Annotated in this window: 17 protein-coding genes and 3 pseudogenes; 10 read left to right on the top strand and 10 right to left on the bottom strand. The window is 73.1% G+C overall.

Features of this window, described 5'->3' with window-relative positions:
• Window positions 1-32 precede the first annotated feature (32 nt).
• The 3 genes from rsgA to ACIQ1J_RS14555 all read right to left on the bottom strand — a co-directional run bounded on the left by rsgA (window position 33) and on the right by ACIQ1J_RS14555 (window position 4,475).
• Entirely contained in the window at window positions 33-1,142 is a 1,110-nt protein-coding gene (rsgA, locus tag ACIQ1J_RS14565; protein WP_403557040.1) for a ribosome small subunit-dependent GTPase A, read from the bottom strand.
• A 240-nt stretch (window positions 1,143-1,382) separates the two neighbouring features.
• Window positions 1,383-2,930 (bottom strand): cellulose binding domain-containing protein, encoded by a 1,548-nt coding sequence (locus tag ACIQ1J_RS14560; RefSeq protein ID WP_403557039.1) that lies wholly within the window; start codon window positions 2,928-2,930, stop codon window positions 1,383-1,385.
• Between the two features lie 225 nt (window positions 2,931-3,155).
• A complete protein-coding gene (locus tag ACIQ1J_RS14555) occupies window positions 3,156-4,475 on the bottom strand; it encodes a radical SAM protein (RefSeq protein WP_345626627.1) in 1,320 nt (439 codons plus the stop codon).
• 105 nt (window positions 4,476-4,580) lie between these two features.
• Between ACIQ1J_RS14555 and ACIQ1J_RS14550 the strand changes: the two genes are divergently transcribed.
• The gene (locus tag ACIQ1J_RS14550) at window positions 4,581-5,837 is read left to right on the top strand and encodes an FAD-binding protein (protein ID WP_403557038.1); all 1,257 of its coding nucleotides are present in this window, start codon (window positions 4,581-4,583) and stop codon (window positions 5,835-5,837) included.
• 133 nt (window positions 5,838-5,970) lie between these two features.
• Here the strand turns inward: ACIQ1J_RS14550 and ACIQ1J_RS14545 are convergent, their stop codons facing one another.
• Together ACIQ1J_RS14545 and ACIQ1J_RS14540 are read right to left on the bottom strand one after the other, a co-directional pair.
• The gene (locus ACIQ1J_RS14545; RefSeq protein ID WP_403557037.1) at window positions 5,971-6,504 is read right to left on the bottom strand and encodes a hypothetical protein; all 534 of its coding nucleotides are present in this window, start codon (window positions 6,502-6,504) and stop codon (window positions 5,971-5,973) included.
• Entirely contained in the window at window positions 6,501-8,225 is a 1,725-nt protein-coding gene (locus ACIQ1J_RS14540) for a PHP domain-containing protein (RefSeq protein WP_403557036.1), read from the bottom strand. The genes ACIQ1J_RS14545 and ACIQ1J_RS14540 overlap by 4 nt, the downstream gene beginning before the upstream one ends.
• A gap of 151 nt (window positions 8,226-8,376) precedes the next feature.
• On the opposite strand from ACIQ1J_RS14540, the gene ACIQ1J_RS14535 reads away from it, so the two are divergent.
• The gene (locus ACIQ1J_RS14535) at window positions 8,377-8,967 is read left to right on the top strand and encodes a TetR/AcrR family transcriptional regulator (protein WP_403557035.1); all 591 of its coding nucleotides are present in this window, start codon (window positions 8,377-8,379) and stop codon (window positions 8,965-8,967) included.
• Between the two features lie 132 nt (window positions 8,968-9,099).
• Here ACIQ1J_RS14535 and ACIQ1J_RS14530 read toward each other — a convergent pair.
• The 3 genes and pseudogenes from ACIQ1J_RS14530 to ACIQ1J_RS14520 form a co-directional block, all read right to left on the bottom strand.
• Window positions 9,100-9,180, bottom strand: a pseudogene (locus ACIQ1J_RS14530) (isocitrate lyase/phosphoenolpyruvate mutase family protein); the annotation flags it as partial.
• Between the two features lie 74 nt (window positions 9,181-9,254).
• Window positions 9,255-10,367, bottom strand: coding sequence for a rhamnogalacturonan acetylesterase (locus ACIQ1J_RS14525; RefSeq protein ID WP_403557034.1), 1,113 nt, complete (start codon window positions 10,365-10,367; stop codon window positions 9,255-9,257).
• Window positions 10,364-11,479, bottom strand: coding sequence for a family 43 glycosylhydrolase (locus ACIQ1J_RS14520; RefSeq protein WP_403557033.1), 1,116 nt, complete (start codon window positions 11,477-11,479; stop codon window positions 10,364-10,366). The genes ACIQ1J_RS14525 and ACIQ1J_RS14520 overlap by 4 nt, the downstream gene beginning before the upstream one ends.
• Before the next feature lie 487 nt (window positions 11,480-11,966).
• Between ACIQ1J_RS14520 and mmuM the strand changes: the two genes are divergently transcribed.
• Window positions 11,967-12,875 carry a homocysteine S-methyltransferase gene (mmuM, locus tag ACIQ1J_RS14515; RefSeq protein WP_403557032.1) on the top strand — a complete coding sequence of 303 codons (909 nt, stop codon included), beginning with the start codon at window positions 11,967-11,969 and terminating at the stop codon, window positions 12,873-12,875.
• On the opposite strand, the pseudogene ACIQ1J_RS14510 reads toward mmuM, so the two are convergent.
• Window positions 12,841-13,303 (bottom strand): annotated as a pseudogene (locus ACIQ1J_RS14510) (ATP-binding protein). The gene mmuM and the pseudogene ACIQ1J_RS14510 sit on opposite strands and share 35 nt — an antisense overlap.
• Window positions 13,304-13,328: 25 nt before the next feature.
• On the opposite strand from ACIQ1J_RS14510, the gene ACIQ1J_RS14505 reads away from it, so the two are divergent.
• Window positions 13,329-13,952, top strand: a complete 624-nt coding sequence (locus ACIQ1J_RS14505) for a DUF5753 domain-containing protein (protein WP_403557197.1) — start codon at window positions 13,329-13,331, stop codon at window positions 13,950-13,952.
• Window positions 13,949-14,122 (top strand): DUF397 domain-containing protein, encoded by a 174-nt coding sequence (locus ACIQ1J_RS14500; protein ID WP_403557031.1) that lies wholly within the window; start codon window positions 13,949-13,951, stop codon window positions 14,120-14,122. The genes ACIQ1J_RS14505 and ACIQ1J_RS14500 overlap by 4 nt, the downstream gene beginning before the upstream one ends.
• Here ACIQ1J_RS14500 and ACIQ1J_RS14495 read toward each other — a convergent pair.
• Window positions 14,079-15,575, bottom strand: a pseudogene (locus ACIQ1J_RS14495) (carboxylesterase/lipase family protein). The gene ACIQ1J_RS14500 and the pseudogene ACIQ1J_RS14495 overlap by 44 nt on opposite strands.
• A 355-nt stretch (window positions 15,576-15,930) precedes the next feature.
• On the opposite strand from ACIQ1J_RS14495, the gene ACIQ1J_RS14490 reads away from it, so the two are divergent.
• From ACIQ1J_RS14490 to ACIQ1J_RS14470, 5 genes are all read left to right on the top strand, one after another.
• Window positions 15,931-16,269, top strand: a complete 339-nt coding sequence (locus tag ACIQ1J_RS14490) for an STAS domain-containing protein (protein ID WP_403557030.1) — start codon at window positions 15,931-15,933, stop codon at window positions 16,267-16,269.
• Window positions 16,270-16,373: 104 nt separating this feature from the next.
• Entirely contained in the window at window positions 16,374-16,886 is a 513-nt protein-coding gene (locus tag ACIQ1J_RS14485; protein WP_403557029.1) for a hypothetical protein, read from the top strand.
• Window positions 16,883-17,242 carry a transcriptional regulator gene (locus ACIQ1J_RS14480; RefSeq protein ID WP_403557028.1) on the top strand — a complete coding sequence of 120 codons (360 nt, stop codon included), beginning with the start codon at window positions 16,883-16,885 and terminating at the stop codon, window positions 17,240-17,242. The genes ACIQ1J_RS14485 and ACIQ1J_RS14480 overlap by 4 nt, the downstream gene beginning before the upstream one ends.
• On the top strand, window positions 17,239-18,153 hold the full coding sequence (locus tag ACIQ1J_RS14475) for an ABC transporter ATP-binding protein (RefSeq protein WP_403557027.1): 915 nt from the start codon (window positions 17,239-17,241) through the stop codon (window positions 18,151-18,153). Before ACIQ1J_RS14480 ends, ACIQ1J_RS14475 begins: the two co-directional genes overlap by 4 nt.
• 11 nt (window positions 18,154-18,164) lie before the next feature.
• Window positions 18,165-19,094 carry an ABC transporter permease gene (locus tag ACIQ1J_RS14470; RefSeq protein ID WP_403557026.1) on the top strand — a complete coding sequence of 310 codons (930 nt, stop codon included), beginning with the start codon at window positions 18,165-18,167 and terminating at the stop codon, window positions 19,092-19,094.
• The last annotated feature ends 57 nt before the right edge of the window (window positions 19,095-19,151 follow it).

Genomic DNA, 19,151 nt, shown 5'->3' with positions numbered 1-19,151 from the left:
CGTCGGCGGGGCGTCGGCAGGAGCCGTGGCGGCTACCGCACTCGGCCCCGCTTGGCCTCCATCGCCGCCTTGCCGATGGCGCCCCGGCGCTTCCACTCCTTGCGGATCTCGGCGCGCGCCCGGGCGTCGGTCTTGGCGACGATGCGCTGGTTCTCCCGCAGGAGCTTGCGGTAGCTCTCCAGCCGCCGCTCGGGCAGCTCGCCGGTGTCGATGGCGGCGAGGACGGCGCAGCCCGGCTCGCTCTCGTGGGCGCAGTCGTGGAACCGGCAGTCACGGCCCAGTTCCTCGATCTCGGCGAACACCTGGCCGACCCCGCTGCTCGCGTCCCACAGCCCGACGCCCCGCAGCCCGGGGGTGTCGATCAGCACTCCCCCGCCGGGCATGACGAGGAGGTTGCGGGTGGTGGTGGTGTGCCGTCCCTTGCCGTCGACGTCCCGGATGGCCCGGACGTCCATCACGTCCTCGCCGAGCAGCGCGTTGGCGAGGGTGGACTTGCCCGCGCCGGACTGCCCGAGCAGCACCGCCGTACCGCCGGCGACGACGGCGGCGAGGACGTCGAGCCCTTCCCCCTGCTCGGCGCTGACGGACAGCACCGGCACGCCGGGGGCGGTGGCCTCCACGTCCTGGACGAGGTGCCCCAGGGTCACCGGGTCGGGAACGAGATCGGCCTTGGTGAGCACCACCAGCGGCTGCGCCCCGGACTCCCAGGCGAGGGCGAGGAACCGCTCGATCCGGGCGAGGTCGAGCTCGGCCGCGAGGGACACGGCGACGATCGCGTGGTCGACGTTGGCCGCGAGGATCTGCCCCTCGGACCGCTTGGAGGAGGTGGAGCGCACGAAGGCCGTACGGCGCGGCAGACACGTCCGTACGTAGCGCGGGTTGCCGTCCGGTTCGACGGCGACCCAGTCGCCGGTGCAGACGACTCGCAGGGGGTCGTGCGGGGTGACGAAGGCGGTGTCGGCCCGCAGGACTCCGTCGGCGGTGACGACGTCGCACTGTCCGCGGTCGACCCGGATCACGCGGCCGGGCAGCAGCCCTTCCGCGGCGTACGGGGCGAACGCGTCGGCCCAGTCCTCGTCCCAGCCGTGGGGTGTCAGCGCGGAGTGAGCGGTGAAGAGGGAGGTGGAAGACGTGGAAGACAAGGGGTGACCCTTCGGGGGGCGGCCCCGGCGGAAGGACTCAGGAGGGCTGAGGTCAGCCGGTGGCCACGGAGGTGGACTTGATGGATTCCTGGATGCGGGCAGCGCCCTTCGCAACGACAGCCATCGGTCGACACCTCCTCACTCCTGCGTTCTTCACCCCGCGGCGATCACCGCGTGACGTGCCGCCACGGTAGCCCGTCGGTACCGCGGTGCGTCAACGCCTTTTCCGGGCCCGGGGCGTCAGGCCCGTTCGCACGCCCCGCCGTTCAGTGTGAAGTCGTCCGGCGGGGAGTTCTTGCCGCGCCAGGAGGCGAGGAAGCCGAAGGCGAGGCGGCCGCCCGCGGGGACCGAGGTGTTGTAGGCGGTGGCCGTGGCGGTGGCCCGGGGGCCGCTCTGGGAGTGGTCCGCGTCCCACATCTGGCTGATTCGCTGGCCGTCGGGGAAGGTCCAGGCGACGTGCCAGGAGTCGAGGGCGCTGCGGGTGGTGACGGTGACGGTGGCCTGGAAGCCGTCGGGCCACTGGTTGACGAGGTCGTAGCGGACGCGGCAGGTGGCGGGGGCGGCCGTGCCGGGGTCCGGGGCGGGGTACCGGTCGTGGCCCGGCGGGTCCTCGGTGCTCGCGGTGGGCGTGGCGGTGCCCTGGGGTTCCGGGTCGGGTGGGCCGGGGTCCTCCCGCCCCCGGGTCCTGCCGGCCGCGGGGGTGGTGCTGTCGGCAGGCGGTCGTGACGCGTCCGGCGGCGGCTGTGCGTCCGTCGTCGACTGCGGGTCCGCCGTCGGTGCGCGGTCCGGGGCGGCGGGCGGGCGGCGGTCCACGGTGTCGGTGGGTGCCGCGGTGTCCTCGGTGGTGTCGCCGAAGGGCATCAGGGAGGCGGTGAGCGCCAGCAGGGAGACCAGGACGGCGGTGGCGAGGAGGCCGCCGCTGACGACGCGGGCCTTGTGGCCGCCGTCCGGCGGCTCGTCGGCGCGGTCGTCTTCGGCCGGTGCGGGGCGCCCGGCGCCGAGGCGTACTTCGGCGGCGCGGCGGCGGCGTTCCAGGTAGGCGAGGCCGCCCCAGCCGATGACGCCGGCGGCGAGGGCCGCGGGCAGGCCGCCGCCGTGCGGGCGCAGACAGGCGGCGGCCTCGGCGCAGTCGGGGCAGGTGGCGAGGTGGCGGGAGAGGTCTTCGGGGGTGTCGGCGGCCGGCGACCTGGTCACCGCGTCCAGCAGCCGGGCGTAGCCCCGGCACCGCGCCTCCGGCGGCGCGTCGAGGTGGCCCCGGCGGCAGCGGTCCCGGAACAGTTCACGCACCTGGGCGAGTTCGTCGGACGCGGTGGCCGGGTCGAGGCCGAGCCGGCGGGCCACCACGGGCAGCGGCAGGGCCTCCACGTCGGCCAGCCACAGCAGTTCCGCGTCCGGTGCCTGCATGTCCTTGAGGCCGCGCAGTGCGAGCGGCCGGCGCGGCGGCGGTCCGGCGTAGCGGGCGGCCCGGTCGGAGCCCAGCCACAGCCGCAGCTCGGAGTCGAGTTCGTGGCCCCGTCCGTCGTCCTCCCAGGCCGTCGCGGTGGTGCGTACGGCGGTCAGGAGCAGCGGGATGCGGGGCAGCCGGGACGGGCGGCGGGCGGTGCTGCGCGCCTCGGCCGCGTCGGCGGCGCGGACCTCGCGCATGCCGTGGGCGAACGCCTCGGTGGCGAGCCGGACGGCGGCCTCCGAGCCGGCGGTGCACAGGTCGGCGTAGGAGAGCACCGTGTCCCAGCACTCGTCGAGCAGCGCGGCCTCGGCGGCGTCCCGGGAGCTCGGCAGGTCGGGCATCGGACTCCTGCATCCACTGCGGCCACGGGCGGGGCCGACTCACCGCACCGGCGAGGGAGTTGGGGCGGGGCCGCACGGCAGGCGCAGAGCTTCGCACGTCTCCGGCGCAACTGACAAGCGCCGTGTTCACAAGCGGCGCCCGAGGCGCGGGGCCGCCGGCCGGGAGCCCGCCCGGCCCCCTGGGGAGTCATACGGAAGCCGGGCCCGGACGTCTCGACTCGCGGCTCACACCTCGACGGGTTCGTCCTCCGGCAGGCTGTCCATGAAGGAGCTCACCGAGAAGACCGCACGGCCGGCGCCGGGCAGGCCGTAGCCGGGGGGCGAGGACAGGCCGAACTCGTCCATCGTGGCGCGGTAGGCCTCCAGCAGCCGGATGTGGTACTCCAGCGGCGCGCCCTGCGGGTTGGCCTTGCCGAGCGGGGTGGTGGGCTCGGGGCACCAGGTGGTGAAGCGGGGCGTGATGCCGTGCGACATGAAGAAGCGCAGGCCCTCGGTGGTGGAGGCGATGGCCTCGTCGACCGTCTTGAAGCCGAAGGGCTCGGCCATCTCGACGCCCGCGACGAAGTTCGGGATGACGTTGCGCGCGCCGAAGACGTCGGTGGAGTCCAGGATGCGCTTGTGCCACTCGTCGCGGCCGACGTACCGCTCCTTGCCGGGGCAGTACATCTTGAACAGGTACTCGTCCCACACCTCGTAGTTGGGGTGGTAGATCTGGACGCCGTAGTCCTTGAAGCGCTGGACGTCGTCCTTGGGCAGGGCCTGGGCGACGACCTTGCCGATCCATCGGCCGGGGAAGTGCTCCTCGATGGCCTTGGCGTAGCGCCCGTAGAAGTCCGCCTCGTCCAGGCCCTGGACCTTCGACGTGATGGCGCCGCCGGTGAGGGTGTAGGCGGTGGACGTCCTGGCCGTGTCGTAGGTGTTGATGATGTCCAGTGCCTCGAGGACCTCGTCGACGTCCTTCACGCCCGTGTACGGGCGGCCCGCCGCCTTGTGCTGGCGCCAGTTGTGGTTGATGTCGCAGTACTGGCACTCCTCCTTGGCGCCGAAGTACTGGCAGACCCGGAAGGCGGTCAGGTAGATCAGGTAGCCCCACTGGATGGTCGGGGCCACCTCCATGACCGACTTCCCGTTGGCGAGCTTGTGGCGGTAGTACTCCGGCATGGGCGGCACGCCGACGTCGGAGATCCGCTTGCCGTCGAGGTAGAGACCGAGCTGTCCGTGCTCGTCGGCGGCGACCCGGTAGGGGGAGGCCGGGTTCACGCGGACCGAGACGACGGTGCGGCGCAGGTCGTAGGGGCCGCCGGTGAGGATGATCTCCTCGGGCGGGCGGCGCAGCGCGGCCTCGCCCAGCTCCGGCAGGGTGCCGTGGTCGAAGGAGAAGATGAAGTACGACTTCGGCTTGACCTCGCCGTCCTCATTGTCACTGAGTGCGGAGGGGTCGAAGGCCACCCCGCCGCGGAGCAGGTCCTCCTTGAAGACGGCTTCCCGCGGCACATGCGGAAAGCGCTCCATAAGATCCTCGACCAGCGCGGTGCGGCTGCCCATCCGTGTCTCCTCCCGGCTCAGGCGTTCGACTTCTCACGGTATGCCCCCGCCCGTGCGGCTTCCCGCCCGGGGGCCCCTCAGGCGCGCCGGGTAGGTTTCCGCGGTATGACCGACATCACCGTGACCAATTGGGCCGGCAACATCACCTACACGGCCAAGGAGCTGCTGCGGCCGCACTCACTGGACGCGCTGCGGGCCCTGGTGGCGGACAGCGCGCGGGTGCGGGTGCTGGGCAGCGGGCACTCCTTCAACGAGATCGCCGAGCCGGGCCCCGAGGGCGTACTGCTGTCGCTGGCCGCGCTCCCGGCCGAGGTGGACGTCGACACGGCGGGCCGTACGGTGCGGGTGGGCGGCGGCGTCCGGTACGCGGAGCTGGCCCGGCTGGTGCACGGGCGAGGGCTGGCGCTGCCGAACATGGCGTCGCTGCCGCACATCTCGGTCGCCGGGTCGGTGGCGACCGGCACGCACGGTTCCGGGGTCGGCAACGGCTCGCTGGCGTCGGCGGTGCGCGAGGTGGAGCTGGTCACGGCGGACGGCTCGACGGTGACCGTCGAGCGCGGCGACGAGCGGTTCGGCGGTGTGGTGACCTCGCTCGGCGCGCTGGGCGTCGTGACCGCGCTCACCCTCGACCTGGAACCGGCCTACGAGGTGGAGCAGCACGTCTTCACCGAGCTGCCGCTCGCCGGACTGGACACGGTGACCTTCGACACGGTGATGGCGGCGGCGTACAGCGTGAGCCTCTTCACGGACTGGCGGGCCCCGGGATTCCGGCAGGTGTGGCTGAAGCGGCGCACCGACCAGCCGCTGCCCGGCTTCCCGTACGCCGTTCCGGCCGCCGAGAAGATGCATCCGGTGCCCGGCATGCCCGCCGTGAACTGCACCGAGCAGTTCGGGGTGCCGGGGCCCTGGCACGAGCGGCTGCCGCACTTCCGCGCCGAGTTCACGCCCAGCAGCGGCGCCGAGCTCCAGTCGGAGTATCTGATGCCGCGCGAGCACGCGCTGGACGCCCTGCGCGCGATGGACGCGATACGGGAGACCGTCGCGCCGGTGCTGCAGACCTGCGAGGTGCGCACGGTGGCCGCCGACGGGCAGTGGCTGAGCCCGGCGTACGGGCGGGACACCGTGGCCGCGCACTTCACCTGGGTCGCGGACACGGCGGCGGTGCTGCCGGTGGTGCGGCGGCTGGAGGAGGCGCTGGCCCCGTTCGCGGCCCGGCCGCACTGGGGGAAGGTGTTCGCGACGCCGACGGGCGAACTGCGCGCGCTCTACCCGCGGCTGGCCGACTTCCGGGCGCTGACCGAGGCGCTGGACCCGGCGGGGAAGTTCACCAACGCGTTCGTGCGCGGGGTGCTGGCGGGCTGAACCCGGCCGCCCTCCTTTGGCGGCGACGGCGCGTGCGCCCTCGCGCCGTCCTCGCAGCTCGCACCGTCCTCGCGGCCCTCGCATGCCGGTCGCCTCCCCCTCCTGCCGGGTCGGCGACCACCTTGCGGACGGGTCAGTGGTCCGCGCAGCACGGCGTCGGGTCGGGGTCCTCGAACGGCACCAGGGTGCCGCCCGCGGCGGGCATGGCGGCCAGGACGAGGCGGCCGTTCTGCCATTGGGGGCGGACGTGTTCCCGGGTGACCAGCCGGGCGTCCGGGGCCGGTTCGTCCGCGGTGCCCAGCACCGTCACCCGGTCGATCGCGGAGCGCGTGAGCAGTTCCGCGAGTGTCAGCGTGCCGGTGAGGGCGTCCGCGCCCGGGTAGAGGACGGCGCGGCCGACCTCGTCCGGGGCGCCGTCGCGGACCTCGTACCCCTGGGCGGTGAGCCGGTCCCGGGCGGTGCGCAGGACCGGCTCCGCCGCCACGGTCTCCGCCGCGAGCGACAGGGCGACGCGCGGACGGCCGTCCCGCACCAGGTGTGTGCAGCCGAAGACGCCCTCGGGGAGGCCGAGTTCGGCGGCGAGCGCCTGGAGCAGGTGATCGGCCTCGCGCAGCGTCGTGGCGTCGGTGTCGATGCCGATGGCGTACGGCACGGAGGGCGGCGTCACGACGGCAGGATCCACACCGGGTTGGAGTAGAACCACAGGTCGCGCCACGGGTCGGCGTCGCCGACGACGTCGATGGCGGGGCCCGCCGGGTCGACCTTCGCGCCCAGGGCGCCGACGGCGGACCGGTTGCCGTCGGTGCCGCGGGTGCGGAGGTAGACGGGGTGGTCGACGCGGCCGAGGTCGTAGGTGAGGCGGACGGTGCCGGTGTCCTTGTTCACCTCGTACGACTTGACCACCCGGGCCGTCGGCGCGGTGAAGGTGTCCTTGTCGGCGACCGTGCCGGTCACGTCGCCCTGGATGACGTCGACCCGGGCCAGCTTCGGGGTGAACCCTGCCCAGTTGGGGCCGCCAGCCAGGGCCACGTCCATCGACAGGGTGACCCGCGTGCCCTTGCGGACGTGCAGGGCGCCGCCGAGGGTGGCCCAGCGGCCGCCGCCGGAGACGCGGACGTCGAGGCCGCTGATGAGCCGGCCGTGGTCGACCCAGATGCGTCCGGCGCGGATGCCGTCCATGACGGCGCCGTAGGAGAAGCCGTCGGAGCCGACGTGGGTGCGGCTGTACTGGCCGGGCCAGAAGTCGCCCTGGGTGACGTCGATCCGTCCGGCGTAGACGGGGTCGTCGTAGCGGCCGTTGGCGTTGAAGTCGCCGCCGCCGCGGGCGGCGGTGTCGGCGTACACCTGGTGTGAGTCGGAGTTGGCGGTGATCCACCAGGGGCGGCCCTCGGCGATGAGGCTGTCCCAGAGGCCGCCGACGGTGGCGGTCATCCAGTCGAAGCCGCCCCAGGTGCGGTAGCTCTCCAGCGGGTAGCCGGGGAAGGAGTTGGCGCCGGGGCTGCCGTCGTAGATGCCGCGGGCGCGGCCCATGCCGAGCGGCTCCGGGAGGCCGGCCGCCTGGTGGCCGGGGGCGCCCTCGAAGCCGACGGCGATCTGGCGGCGCTCGGGGGTGGCGTCGCGCCAGGCGCGGATCTCGTGCGGGGAGTCGATGCCCTTGCGCGCCGGGTGGTTGGCGAGCATCAGGGCGTCCTTGACCTTGCGCCGCTTGACCTGGTCGGCGAGGAAGGAGAGTCCGGCGACGGCGAGGGCCTCGTTGGCGGGCGTGGAGTCGCCGGCGCCCTTGACGCTGCCGTCGTAGTCGGTCTCGAACTGCTTGAGGACGGAGACCTCGTGGCGGCCGGGGTGGACGAAGACGGTGCCGTGCTCGGCGGCCGGGATGTTCCACTCCAGGCCCTGGAAGACGAGGGTGTCCTCGTGGGCGTCGCGGGCCTCGCGGATGTCCGGGTTGACCTTCTCGACACCGATCTTGGCGTGGGTGACGTTGCCGTGGTCGGTGATGACCAGCCAGTCCATGCCGTGCCGGGCGCCCTGGCGGACCTGGTCGACGACGCGGTACTTGCCGTCGCTGCTGTACTGGGTGTGGATGTGGTGGTCGCCGGCCAGCCAGAGGAAGCCCTTCCTGCGGCTGCCGTTGCCCGCGGCCTGCGCGGGGGCGGCGGTCGCGGTCTGGGCGAGGACGGTGCCGGCGGCGAGTCCGGCGCCGAGCAGGCCCGCGCGGCGCAGCAGGCCACGGCGCGACTGCTGTTCGGGGCTCAGGGCCTCGTCGGGGACGCTGGTGTCGAAGGCGGAGGGCAGGAGCTGCGCGGCCTCGCGGTCGTGGTCGTGGTCGTGGGTGTGTGCGTGTCCGTGGTGGTGATGGCCGTGCGCGTGCCCGTGTCCGTGCCCCATGAAGTTCCTCCTGGATACCGCCGCCGTGCGCGGCTGTGAGGAGAATCGAGGCAGAAGATGAACGTTTAACGACTCAGAGGTGAGCCCCGACTGCCGCCCGGCCTGCCCTAGCATGAAACCTAGGAGCCTTAGGAAGCCGGGAAGGTGGCCCATGCCCCGAGCGGGTCTCACAACCGGCCGCGTCGTCGCGGCCGCCGCCGACCTCGCCGACGCGGCCGGGTTCGAGAGCGTCACCGTCTCGGCGCTCGCCCGGCACTTCGGGGTGAAGGACGCCAGCCTCTACACGCACGTCAGGAACCTCCAGGACCTGCGCGTCCGGGTCGCGCTGCTGGCCGGCGGCGAGCTGATCGACGAGATCGCGACGGCGGTGGCCGGCCGGGCCGGGAAGGAGGCACTGGCCGCCTACGCGGGCGCCTACCGGGCGTACGCCCTGCGCCACCCCGGCCGCTACGCCGCGACCCGGATCCGCGTCGACCAGGCCCTCGTCGCCGACTCCCCCGCCCTGCGCCGCACCGCCGAGATCACCTACGGCATGCTCCGCGCCTACGGCCTGGCCGAACCCGACCTCACCGACGCGGTACGCCTGCTGCGCAGCACCTTCCACGGCTACTGCGCCCTGGAGACCACCGGCGGCTTCGGCGCCCCGCGCGACGTACAGGCGTCCTGGGACAAGGCGGTCGACGCGCTGCACGTGGCGCTGGCGAACTGGCCCCGGGAGACGGACGGCTCCCGCGGCCACTGACCGTACGGCAGCCCGCCGGCGCGCGGGCGCTCGAACCACTGCGCCGCGCCACTGCGGTCGAACAGGACCACGACGGCGATCGCGCCGAACCGCGGGAGGCCTCCGCCCCCGTTCCCCTGGGCGATCCCGCCGAGCGACAGCGGAGGCGTGGTCCCAGGCGCAGGGCAGCAGCAGGGGCTCACCGGCACGGTGGAGGTCGGCGAAGGCGGTCACGACAGGTCACCCACCGCGTCGGCGTAGTAGGGCCCTCGCCCTCGCGGTGGCCACCAAGGGCTGGCTCACCTGGTTCAACCTCCGTTTCGACCGCCGTCTGTCGCAGATGCGGAGCCGGCTGCGGGGCTGAGTCCCGCCCGTACGGCGCCGCCCGGCACCAGGTGCTGGTCGACGAGCCCGTCCCGGACCAGGCCCGCGTAGACGGTGGCGCCGTGCGCGGAGGTGTGGGTGTTGTCCCGCTTCTCGTCGTAGAGGTAGAGGGCCTTGGACCCCTCCACGCCCAGGGACTCCACGAGCGCCTTCGTCTTCGCGGTCAGGTCGATCAGCGGCACGTCCTCGGCGGCGGCGACCGAGCGGACGACGGCCGGGTGGTCGACGCCGAGACCGTTGACGAGCAGCGCGGTGCCGTTGTTGAGGGTGCCGTCGGCGTTGAACCAGCGGCGCACGACCGGTGTCACCAGGACGGGCCGGCCGCCCCGCTCCCGTACACCCGCCACCAGCGTCTGAAGGTTGGCCCGGTAGGTGGCCTCGTCCGTCGTCTTGTCGTTGTGGGCGAGTTGGACGAGCACCAGGTCACCCGGGTGAATCCGCGACCGGACGGTACCCCAGAGCCGCTGGTCGGCCAGGTAACTGACCGTGCTGTCCCCGGAGTCGGCGTGGTTGGCGACGGACAGGCCCTTGCGGAGGTACCGCGGCAGTTGCTGGCCCCAGCCGGAATACGGCTCCCCCGGCTGGTCGCAGACCGTGGAGTCCCCGACGAGGATGATCTGCCGCGCGTGCCGGGCCGGGGTCACCCTGATACCGGCCAGGGCGGGCGCCGGACCGCCGATCGTCAGGTCCAGGCCCGGGCTGCCGTCGGGCCCGGTGGGCTCGCCCTCGGGTGTGCGGACGTCCACGGTGAAGCTGCGGGCGACCCGCTCGCCGGCCGCCGTGGCGGTCTCGGGAAGCAGGGCCCGCCTGCTCTCGCCGCCGATGGCGGTACGGGCGGCGTCCTCGCCGCCGAGCAGCACCTTCACGTCGTACGTACCCGGCGGGATATCGAAGTGGCAGGCCGTAGCCGTGCAGTTGGCCATCCCGGACGGCCGGTCCGGCGCCTGGTCCTGGGCCCGGGCCTGAGCGGGTACGACCGTCAGGGCACCGGCGGCCAGCGTGACGGCCACCGCCGATGTGGCGGCGAAGCGTCTCACGCCCGTCCCCTCGCCGTGTCGGCGACCGGGACGCCGAAGTCCGGGGTGCCGTCCGCCTTCCAGCCGAGCTTCTGGACGCGGGTGTGCCGGTTGGGGTCGTTCAGCGGGTCGCCGTCGATCTCCTTGTACTGGCGGGCGTGGTAGACGAGGACATCGGTGCGGCCGTCCCGGTCGACGGTGAAGCAGTTGTGGCCGGGACCGTACTGACCGGTGGTGTCGTTGCTCGTGAAGACGGGGGTCGGCGACTTCGACCAGTTCGCGGGGTCCATCAGGTCGGCGTCCGCGTCGACGGTCAGCAGGCCCATGCAGTAGTTGGCGTCGGTGGCGCTGGCCGAGTACGTCATGAACAGGCGGCCGTTGCGGGCGATGACCGACGCGCCCTCGTTGACCTTGAAGCCGACGCACTCCCAGTCGTACTCGGGCGTGGAGAGCCGTATCTGCCGGCCCTTCAGCGTCCAGGGGTTCGCCATCTCCGACAGCCACAGGGCGGTGTTGTTGTCCATGCCGGGCTCGTACTGGGCCCAGGCGAGGTAGCGGGTGCCGCGATGGGTGAAGGTGGTGGCGTCGAGGGAGAAGGTCTCCCATGCCGTCCTCACCTGGCCCCGCTCCACCCAGGTGCCCCGGAAGGGGTTGGGGTGGGAGTTCTCCAGGACCCAGATCCGGATGTCCCAGACGCGCTCGGCGGGCGCGGCGGCGAAGTAGACGTACCACTTGCCGCCGACGCGGTGCATCTCCGGCGCCCAGATGTGCGCGCCCATGTCGCCGGTGGCGTGCTTGCGCCAGATCACGGACTCGTGGGCGGTCGCGAGGCCGTTCAGGGTGCGGGAACGGCGCAGGATGATGCGGTCGTACTCGGGGGCGGTCGCCGTGAAGTAGTAGAAGCCGTCGGTGTGCCGGCGGATGTGCGGGTCGGCACGGTTGCGGACGAGCGGGTTCACGTACGGGGCCGGCTTGCCGGGGGCGGCGGACGCGGCGGGGGCGAGGGCGGGGACGGCGGGGACGGCAGCCAGGGCTCCCGCGACCGCGGCACCCTTCAACAGCAGGCGTCGGCCGGGTGCCGCGGGCTGGGCGGGCTGGGCGGGCTGGGCGGGCTGATCGTCGGCGCGGCTCATGCGGGGCCTCTCGACGGGGTGCGCGACACATCTCGTTCGTGATGTCGAACACCATCTGTGATTACGAACGTCGAAAAGGTAAGGGTGTGACGTGGAGAGGTCAACGGGTTCGACACCGCCGCTTGCGCGGCGCGCGCGTCGGGCCACCGGCCCGTGCCGGTAGGCGTGGACGACGGCCTGGACGCGGTCCCGCAGGTCGAGCTCGCCGGACCGCCGACCTCCGTCCCGTTGCCGCGCAGCCCCGGCAGGAACTACACGAGGAGGAGCAGCACCCCGGACGGGAGGTCCCGGACCGCGACGTCGAGCCGGTGCCGCGGCTCCGGCCCGGGGAAACACCGTGATCAGGACCGCGGCCGGAGTGCCGCGGACTGCACTGGACGCTACGGATCCGGCGACCGAGGATCGTCAGCTCACGGTGGACACCCGGCTGTAGCTCGCACGGGGGCGAGCCTCCCGCGTTCTCGCGCGTACTGGCTAGCCTGGCGGCATGACCAGCGACTTCGCCGACGCCCTCGCCTCCGGCCGCCCGCTCGTGCTCGACGGCGGGCTGTCCAACCAACTGGAGTCGGCCGGGCACGACCTGAGCGACGGACTGTGGTCGGCCCGGCTGCTCGCCGAGGCGCCGGACGCGATCGCCGAGGCCCATCTCGCCTACTTCGAGGCGGGGGCGGACGTGGCGATCACCTCCAGCTACCAGGCCACCTTCGAGGGCTTCGCCCGGCGCGGCGTCGGGCGGGAGCGGGCCGCCGAACTGCTCGCTCTCAGCGTGGAGCTGGCCCGGGACGCGGCCCGCCGGGCAGGAGCGGCCCGTCCGCTGTGGGTGGCGGCGTCGGCCGGCCCGTACGGGGCGATGCTCGCGGACGGCTCCGAGTACCGCGGCCGGTACGGGCTCGGCGCCGGTGAACTGGAGCGCTTCCACCGGCCGCGCCTCGAGGTCCTGGCCGCCGCAGGCCCCGACGCCCTCGCGCTGGAGACGGTCCCCGACACCGACGAGGCGGCGGCACTGCTGAGGGCGGTGCGCGGACTGGGCGTGCCGGCCTGGCTGTCGTACACCGTCGCGGGCGACCGGACCCGCGCCGGTCAGCCACTGGAGGAGGCCTTCGCCCTGGCGGCGGACGCGGAAGAGGTGATCGCGGTGGGCGTGAACTGCTGCGCCCCCGAGGACGTGGCCGGTGCGGTCGAGACCGCGGCCCGGGTCACCGGCAAGCCGGTCGTCGTCTATCCCAACAGCGGTGAGCTGTGGGACGCGCAGGACCGGGCGTGGCGGGGGCGTTCCTCGTTCGACGCCGATCAGGTGCGTGGCTGGCGGGCCGCCGGGGCCCGGCTCGTCGGCGGGTGCTGCCGGGTGGGCCCGGACGCGATCACGTCGATCGCGTCGGTGCTGTCGTCGCCGTGACCGGTGGCCGTGCCCGGGCGGCACCCACCTCGCACCACACGATCTTGCCGGGGCCCCGCTCCCCCACGCCCCACTTGTCCGCCAGCTCCGACACCAGCAGCAGCCCGCGCCCGCCCTCTCCGGGCTCCCGTTTCCTCCGCCTGCGGCATCGCCGGTACGCCGTCCCCGCTGTCGTGCACCTCGACGCGGACGCCGACACCGTCGCCGTACGGCAGCAGGCGCAGCAGGAAGCCCCGGCCGGGCGGTACGCCGTGCAGCAGGGCGTTGGTCGCCAGTTCGCTGACGCACAGCACGACGTCGTCCGCACGCTCGCGCATGCCCCACTCGGCGAGGGCCTCCCCCGCGAACGCCCGCGCGGCGGGGACCGACCGGCGTTCCCGGCGGTAGAGGCGTTCACGTGGGGACGGGGGTTGAGTTTCCTTGTTCACGTGACGATGGTCATGCTCCGTGGCCATGATGAGACACAGCGCGCTGCCGTACGGCCGGTCTGTACGGGTGCGCGGCGGTGAACGTACGCGCGCGGGTGGGGAGTTCGACCTCAGGGAGCGGGAGGCCTTCGCGATCTCGTGGTATGAGGGTTCGGCCATTCCCGGTCTGCTGCAAACAGAGGCCTACGCCCAAGCCGTCTTCCGGAGCCGGGTACCGGTCTATGACGACGACTCGATCGCGCAGTTGGTCGCTGGTCGCATCGACCGTCAATCAATTCTTCACCGCAAAGTGCCGCCCACCGTGAGCTTCGTCATCTGGGAGGCCGCGCTGCGAGACCACTTGGGCGGACGCGACGTATACGCCGAGCAGGTGCGGAAGCTGCGGGAGCACGTCGACGTACCTGGAATCACCCTCCAGGTCCTGCCACTCGGCCGAACCTCCCACGCCGGACTCGATGGCCCGTTCATCCTCCTCGAAACACCCGAATACCAGCGGCTCGCCTACATGGAAACTCAGCGGGGCAGCCAGTTGATCGCCGATCCCGATGGGGTGGGGATCCTGACCCAGAAGTATGCGACGCTGCGAACGCAGGCCCTCAACACCGAGGAGACGAGGGCCATGTTGGATCGTCTTCTGGGAGAAGCATGAGCGGCACCGACCTCAAGTGGTTCAAGTCCAGCTACAGCGGAAGCGAAGGCGGCGCCTGCGTAGAAGTCGCCATCCAACCCACCACCATCCACATCCGCCACTCCAAAACAACCGTCGGCGACACCATCACCGTCGAACCAGCCGCCTGGACCGCATTCCTCGCATGGTGACGTCGGCCTGCCACAGGTCGAACTCGGCGTCGCGCGGACCGTACGCCGTGTGCGGGGCGCCGTCTCCGAAGACCCGCACGGGATGCGTGGCGTCCCACGCCGTCCACCCCGGGACCCCGGACTCCGCGAACCGCACCCACGCCCCGTGCATCGCGTCGGTCAGCTCCTGCGGAGCCCCGTCGCCCGCGAGCCTGCGCGAATCGGGCGTGTCCCCGGAGTCGATGCGAAGCCCAGTTCCAGGGCGTGGCAGGCGCCGAGGTCGGGCAGGCCGGACGGCCAGGCGAACTCGTAGACGTACGACGATCCCGGCCGCGCGTCGGCCAGGCGGTGCATCGGGATGCGGAGCAGGTGGTCGGTGACCAGCTGACCGACGGTCTCGGCGGCGCCGGCGTGCACGGCGCGGTAGCCGCGTACGACCTCGTTGCCGCAGTGGACGCGGGCGCGCGCACCGGCGAGGGTGACGGCGCCGAGCCGGTCGACGCGTTCGAGGAGGCCGCCGGGTACCAGCCACAGCCGGTACTCGTCCCGCGTCCAGCCCATCATCAGGTCGACGCCGGGTGCGGCCCCGCCCTCGACCAGCGCCTCCAGCGGGTCGCGGGGAAGCACGTCCCCGTCGACGACGATGTCGAAGGCGGGTCCGCCGAGCACGGGGCCGCTGAGCCTGCCCACCTCGGCCTGGGCGCGCAGCAGCCGGCCGCGGTCGGTGGCGGCGAAGGCCTCGGCGGTGGCGGGGATCTTGAGGCGGGAGGCCATGCGGCGGACCATCCGCCGGACCTTGTCGCGGTCGGCGGCCTCCGGGGCACCGCTCTGCAGCACGGCCCGCCGGATGAGGCCGTGGGCCTGCGGGGCGGCGAGGAGGGCGCCGGTGCTGATGGCTCCGGCGGACTGCCCGGCGAGGGTGACCCGGTCGGGGTCGCCGCCGAAGGCCGCGATCGACTCGTGCACCCACTTCAGGGCGGCGAGCTGGTCGCGCAGGCCGGCGTTGGCGGGGGCGTCGGGGAACAGTCCGTAGCCCTCGACGCCCAGCCGGTAGTTGACCGACACACAGACCACGCCGTCCCGGGCGAAGGTGCGGCCGTCGTAGACGGGGACGGCGGAGGAGCCCCTGGTGAGGGCGCCGCCGTGCAGCCAGACCAGGACCGGCAGGCGGGCTCCGGGGGGCCGGCTCGGGGGTCCAGACGTTGAGGTTGAGGCAGTCGTCGCCGGGGATGGCCGGGTCGGAGAGGTACTGGGCGAATGCCTCGGAGTACGGCGGTTTCGGCGCCGTGGGGCCGAAGGAGCCGGCGTCGCGTACTCCGTCCCAGGGCTCGGGCGGCACAGGCGGCCGGAACCGGCGCGGTCCGAAGGGGGGCGCGGCGTACGGGATGCCCCGGAACACAGCGATGCCGTGCTCGTATCTGCCGCGTACGGCCCCGTGCGGCGTACCGACCACAGGGTTCGTCCGGCCTGCCATCACGCGCTCACCAGTCCTTCGCCGCACTGATGCACTGCGCATGTCATAGCGGCACGGCGAGCCGGTCTATTCCGGTGATCTGTTCCAGTGATCAGTTCCCGCGCTCAGTTCCGGCGGTCTGTTCCGGCGGTCAGTTCCGGCGGTCTGTTCCGGCGGTCTGTTCCGGCGGTCAGTTCCCGCGGTCAGTTCCCGCGGTCAGTTCCCGCGGTCAGTTCCCGCGGTCAGTTCCCGCGGTCAGTTCCCGCGGTCAGTTCCCGCGGTCAGTTCCGGCGGTCTGTTCCGAGAGTCCCGCTCGACGCCACTGGGGGACAATGGAAGTCACGTACGCCCGCCATGCGCCGCCGAGGAGGCCGTCGTGACCGTCGACCCTCACCGCCCGAGCCAGCCCGCCCCCGTGAGGATCTCCGAGGCCGACGGGCAGCACGCAGTGCTGGCCTTCTCCGGCGACCTGGACGCTCCCGCGCTGCGCGTACTGGAGGAACTCCTCCTCGACCACCGTCTGCGGCAGCCCGGCACGTGGACGCTGGAGATGAGCGACCTGCACCACATCGACCTGGCCTGCGCCTACGCGCTGCTGCGAGCGGTCACCCGGGCCCCGGAGCCGGCCGCCATCACCGTCCGCGGGGCCCGCCCGGCCGTTCACCGGACCCTGCGGCACGCCGGTCTCGAAACCGTCGCCACCTTCGAGGAGTAACGACCGGCGACGCCCTTGCCGACCGCGGAACGCCCTGACTTGCCTTCTGGGAAAGTCAGGGCTAGCTTTCCCATCAGGAAAGTAGATTCCGTCACGGGGAGGCAATGGTCTTGAGCACGCCGGTGGACGCCGAACAGGCGTGGAGGGATCTGCAGCGCATCCGGGTGCCGCAGGAGCGCGTGTACGACGAGTTCGAGCGGACCGTGTCCGGCCGTCCGGGTGCGAACTACGTCACGGCCGCGATCATGTGGGTCTTCCTGGCCGGACTGGGCCTGGATCTGCCCCGGTGGGGCGTCTGGCTGGTCCTGGCCGCGTACGTCGGGCTGCTGAGCGCGCTGGCCGTGGTGCACAGCCGCAGGAGCCGGATGCGACTGCACCACTCCCGCTCCGACTGGCGGATGCTCGCCGCGTTCGTCGCGGCCGCGGTGGTGACCGCCGGGACCGTCGTGCTCTCCGGCCGCCTGGTCGAGCCACTGGAGCCGATGTTCGCCGGTCTCGTCCAGGCCACGGTCTCGGCGGCCGTGTTCCTGGTCTTCGTCGGGCCGACGAACCGCTGGGCGGCGGGCTCGCTGCGGGGCGGCGGCGAACGGGCGGCCCGCGCGGGAGCCGCCCGATGAGCATCCCCACCGGCTTCGACGAGCTGATCCATCCCGCCACCCGGCTGTCGGTGGTCGCGCTGCTCGCCACCACCGAGTGGGCGGACTTCGCGTTCGTCCGCGACAGCCTCTCGCTCAGCGACTCGGCGCTCTCCAAACAGCTGCACACCCTGGAAGAGGCCGGATACCTGGAGATCCACAAGGAGGGCGGCGGCCGCAAGCGGCGCACGAAGGTACGGCTGACCGACCGTGGCCGCACCGCCTTCGAGGGGCACGTGGCGGCGCTCCGGGCGATCGTCGAGGGCGCCGGGCCCGCTACGGCGGCCGAGGAGGCACCACGGCCACAGCGGCAGCACCACCCGGAGGCAGCACGATGACGCGGTTCGAGCACTCACCCGCCCAACCTGTGATCCGGGTACGCGACCTGACCATGTCGTACGGGGCCGTCGACGTCCTCCACGGCATCGATCTCGACGTCCACCGCGGCGAGGTCTTCGCCCTGCTCGGGCCCAACGGTGCCGGGAAGACCACCACCGTCGAGATCCTGGAGGGCTTCCGGCAGCGCTCCGCCGGCGAGGTCCGCGTCCTCGGCGCGGATCCGGAGCGGGGCGACGACACCTGGCGCGGCCGCATCGGCCTGGTCCTGCAGTCCTGGCGCGACCACCCCCGCTGGCGGGTCGCCGAGCTGCTGACGCACTTCGCGACGTACTACCCCGACCCGCGCGACCCGGCCGAACTGCTTGCCCTGGTCGGCCTCACCGACCGGGCCGACCGGCAGGTGAACCGGCTGTCCGGCGGCCAACGCCGACGGCTGGACGTCGCGCTCGGCATCGTCGGCCGCCCCGACCTCCTCTTCCTGGACGAGCCGACCACCGGCTTCGACCCCGAGGCGCGGCGCGAGTTCCACCTCCTGGTCGAACGGCTGGCCCGCGACGAAGGCGTCACCGTCCTGCTCACCACCCACGACCTGGTGGAGGCCGAGCGGCTCGCCGACCGGATCGCGATGCTGGTCGGCGGCCGGATCCGGGCCTGCGGCACCCCGTCGGAGCTGGCCCGTCGGGCCGCCGCCCGGGCCGAGGTCCGCTGGACGGCCGACGACGGGACGCCCCGCCGCGAACGCACCGACGACCCCTCACAGCTGGTCTGGGAGCTCCACCGGAACGCCGACGGCCCGATCGCCGGCCTGGAGGTCCGCCGTCCGACGCTGGAGGACACCTATCTGCACATGGTGCACCGGGCGGCCGACGGCACGGACGAGGCCGTGGACCGGGAGGCACGGGCGGCATGAGGGGGACACACATGACGAACGAGACGAGTACGGCCGACAAGGCGGAGACGACGGACGAGACGCCCGGAGGGTCGAAGCGGCCGGGCCGCACCGCCCGCCACTGGCGGGCCGGCTTCCTCCGCGGCGGCATCGAGCTGCGGCACCTCCTGCGCAACCCCAAGGAGATGTCCGGACATCTGAGCAACGTGGTCGTCGCACTGCTGATCGGCGCCTACATCAGCGACGACGTTCCCGGTACCCACACCCCGATGGCCCACCTGGTGCTCGCCGGCTTCGCCGCCTACCTGCTGTTCCAGATCGGGCTGATCAACCTCCCGCAGATACTCGTGACCGAGCGGGAGGAGGGCGCCCTGCTGCGACTGCGCGCGACGCCCGGCGGAATACCGGCCTACCTCATCGCCAAGTGCCTGCTGGTGGTCGTCATGGCGACCGGCACCCTGGCCCTGCTCCTGGCGGCCGCGGCGCTGCTGGTGGACGGGCCGCTGCCGCGCGGGCCGGGCGACTGGCTGACGCTGCTGTGGGTGACCACGCTGGGGCTGCTCGCCGTCGTGCCGCTGGGCGCGGCCATCGGCGCCGTGCTGCCCAACCCGCGCGAGGCGCTGGCGTTGATCATGCTGCCCACGATGGCGCTGCTGTTCACCTCCGGAGCGGTCTTCCCGATCACCTCGCTGCCCGTGCCGGTCCAGCAGGTCGCCTCGGTCTTCCCGCTCAAGTGGATGGCGCAGGGGCTGCGTTCGGCGCTGCTGCCGGACTCCGCACGGGCCGCCGAGGTCGCGGGCTCCTGGGAGCTGCCCATGGTCGCCCTGGTACTGACCGCCTGGACGGTCCTCGGGTTCCTGCTCGCCGTACCCCTCCTGCGCCGCGCGGCCCGCCGCGAGTCCGGCTCCCGCCTGACCGCGCGCCACCGCAGGGCGGCACGGAGCGGGGCGATGCCCGCCTAGGAAGTGTCGTCCGGGCCCTGCCGGAGTCGCAAGGCACCGCCGCCCGGAGCCGGCCCG

The organism is Streptomyces sp. NPDC097107 (assembly GCF_044762405.1).
In the GTDB taxonomy this organism is placed as follows: Bacteria; Actinomycetota; Actinomycetes; order Streptomycetales; family Streptomycetaceae; genus Streptomyces; species Streptomyces thinghirensis.
This window is presented reverse-complemented; position numbering and strand designations above follow the sequence as displayed.

What these genes read in the sequence shown, in the direction of transcription:
- ACIQ1J_RS14500 (WP_403557031.1), top strand. Translation starts at nt 13,949, where the DNA reads ATGAGCGGCACCGACCTCAAGTGGTTCAAGTCCAGCTACAGCGGAAGC.
- mmuM (WP_403557032.1), top strand. Translation starts at nt 11,967, where the DNA reads ATGACCAGCGACTTCGCCGACGCCCTCGCCTCCGGCCGCCCGCTCGTG.
- ACIQ1J_RS14540 (WP_403557036.1), bottom strand. Translation starts at nt 8,225, where the DNA reads ATGGGGCACGGACACGGGCACGCGCACGGCCATCACCACCACGGACAC.
- ACIQ1J_RS14485 (WP_403557029.1), top strand. Translation starts at nt 16,374, where the DNA reads ATGGTCTTGAGCACGCCGGTGGACGCCGAACAGGCGTGGAGGGATCTG.
- ACIQ1J_RS14505 (WP_403557197.1), top strand. Translation starts at nt 13,329, where the DNA reads ATGATGAGACACAGCGCGCTGCCGTACGGCCGGTCTGTACGGGTGCGC.
- ACIQ1J_RS14475 (WP_403557027.1), top strand. Translation starts at nt 17,239, where the DNA reads ATGACGCGGTTCGAGCACTCACCCGCCCAACCTGTGATCCGGGTACGC.
- ACIQ1J_RS14555 (WP_345626627.1), bottom strand. Translation starts at nt 4,475, where the DNA reads ATGGGCAGCCGCACCGCGCTGGTCGAGGATCTTATGGAGCGCTTTCCG.
- ACIQ1J_RS14550 (WP_403557038.1), top strand. Translation starts at nt 4,581, where the DNA reads ATGACCGACATCACCGTGACCAATTGGGCCGGCAACATCACCTACACG.
- ACIQ1J_RS14560 (WP_403557039.1), bottom strand. Translation starts at nt 2,930, where the DNA reads ATGCCCGACCTGCCGAGCTCCCGGGACGCCGCCGAGGCCGCGCTGCTC.
- ACIQ1J_RS14520 (WP_403557033.1), bottom strand. Translation starts at nt 11,479, where the DNA reads ATGAGCCGCGCCGACGATCAGCCCGCCCAGCCCGCCCAGCCCGCCCAG.
- ACIQ1J_RS14535 (WP_403557035.1), top strand. Translation starts at nt 8,377, where the DNA reads ATGCCCCGAGCGGGTCTCACAACCGGCCGCGTCGTCGCGGCCGCCGCC.
- ACIQ1J_RS14480 (WP_403557028.1), top strand. Translation starts at nt 16,883, where the DNA reads ATGAGCATCCCCACCGGCTTCGACGAGCTGATCCATCCCGCCACCCGG.
- ACIQ1J_RS14470 (WP_403557026.1), top strand. Translation starts at nt 18,165, where the DNA reads ATGACGAACGAGACGAGTACGGCCGACAAGGCGGAGACGACGGACGAG.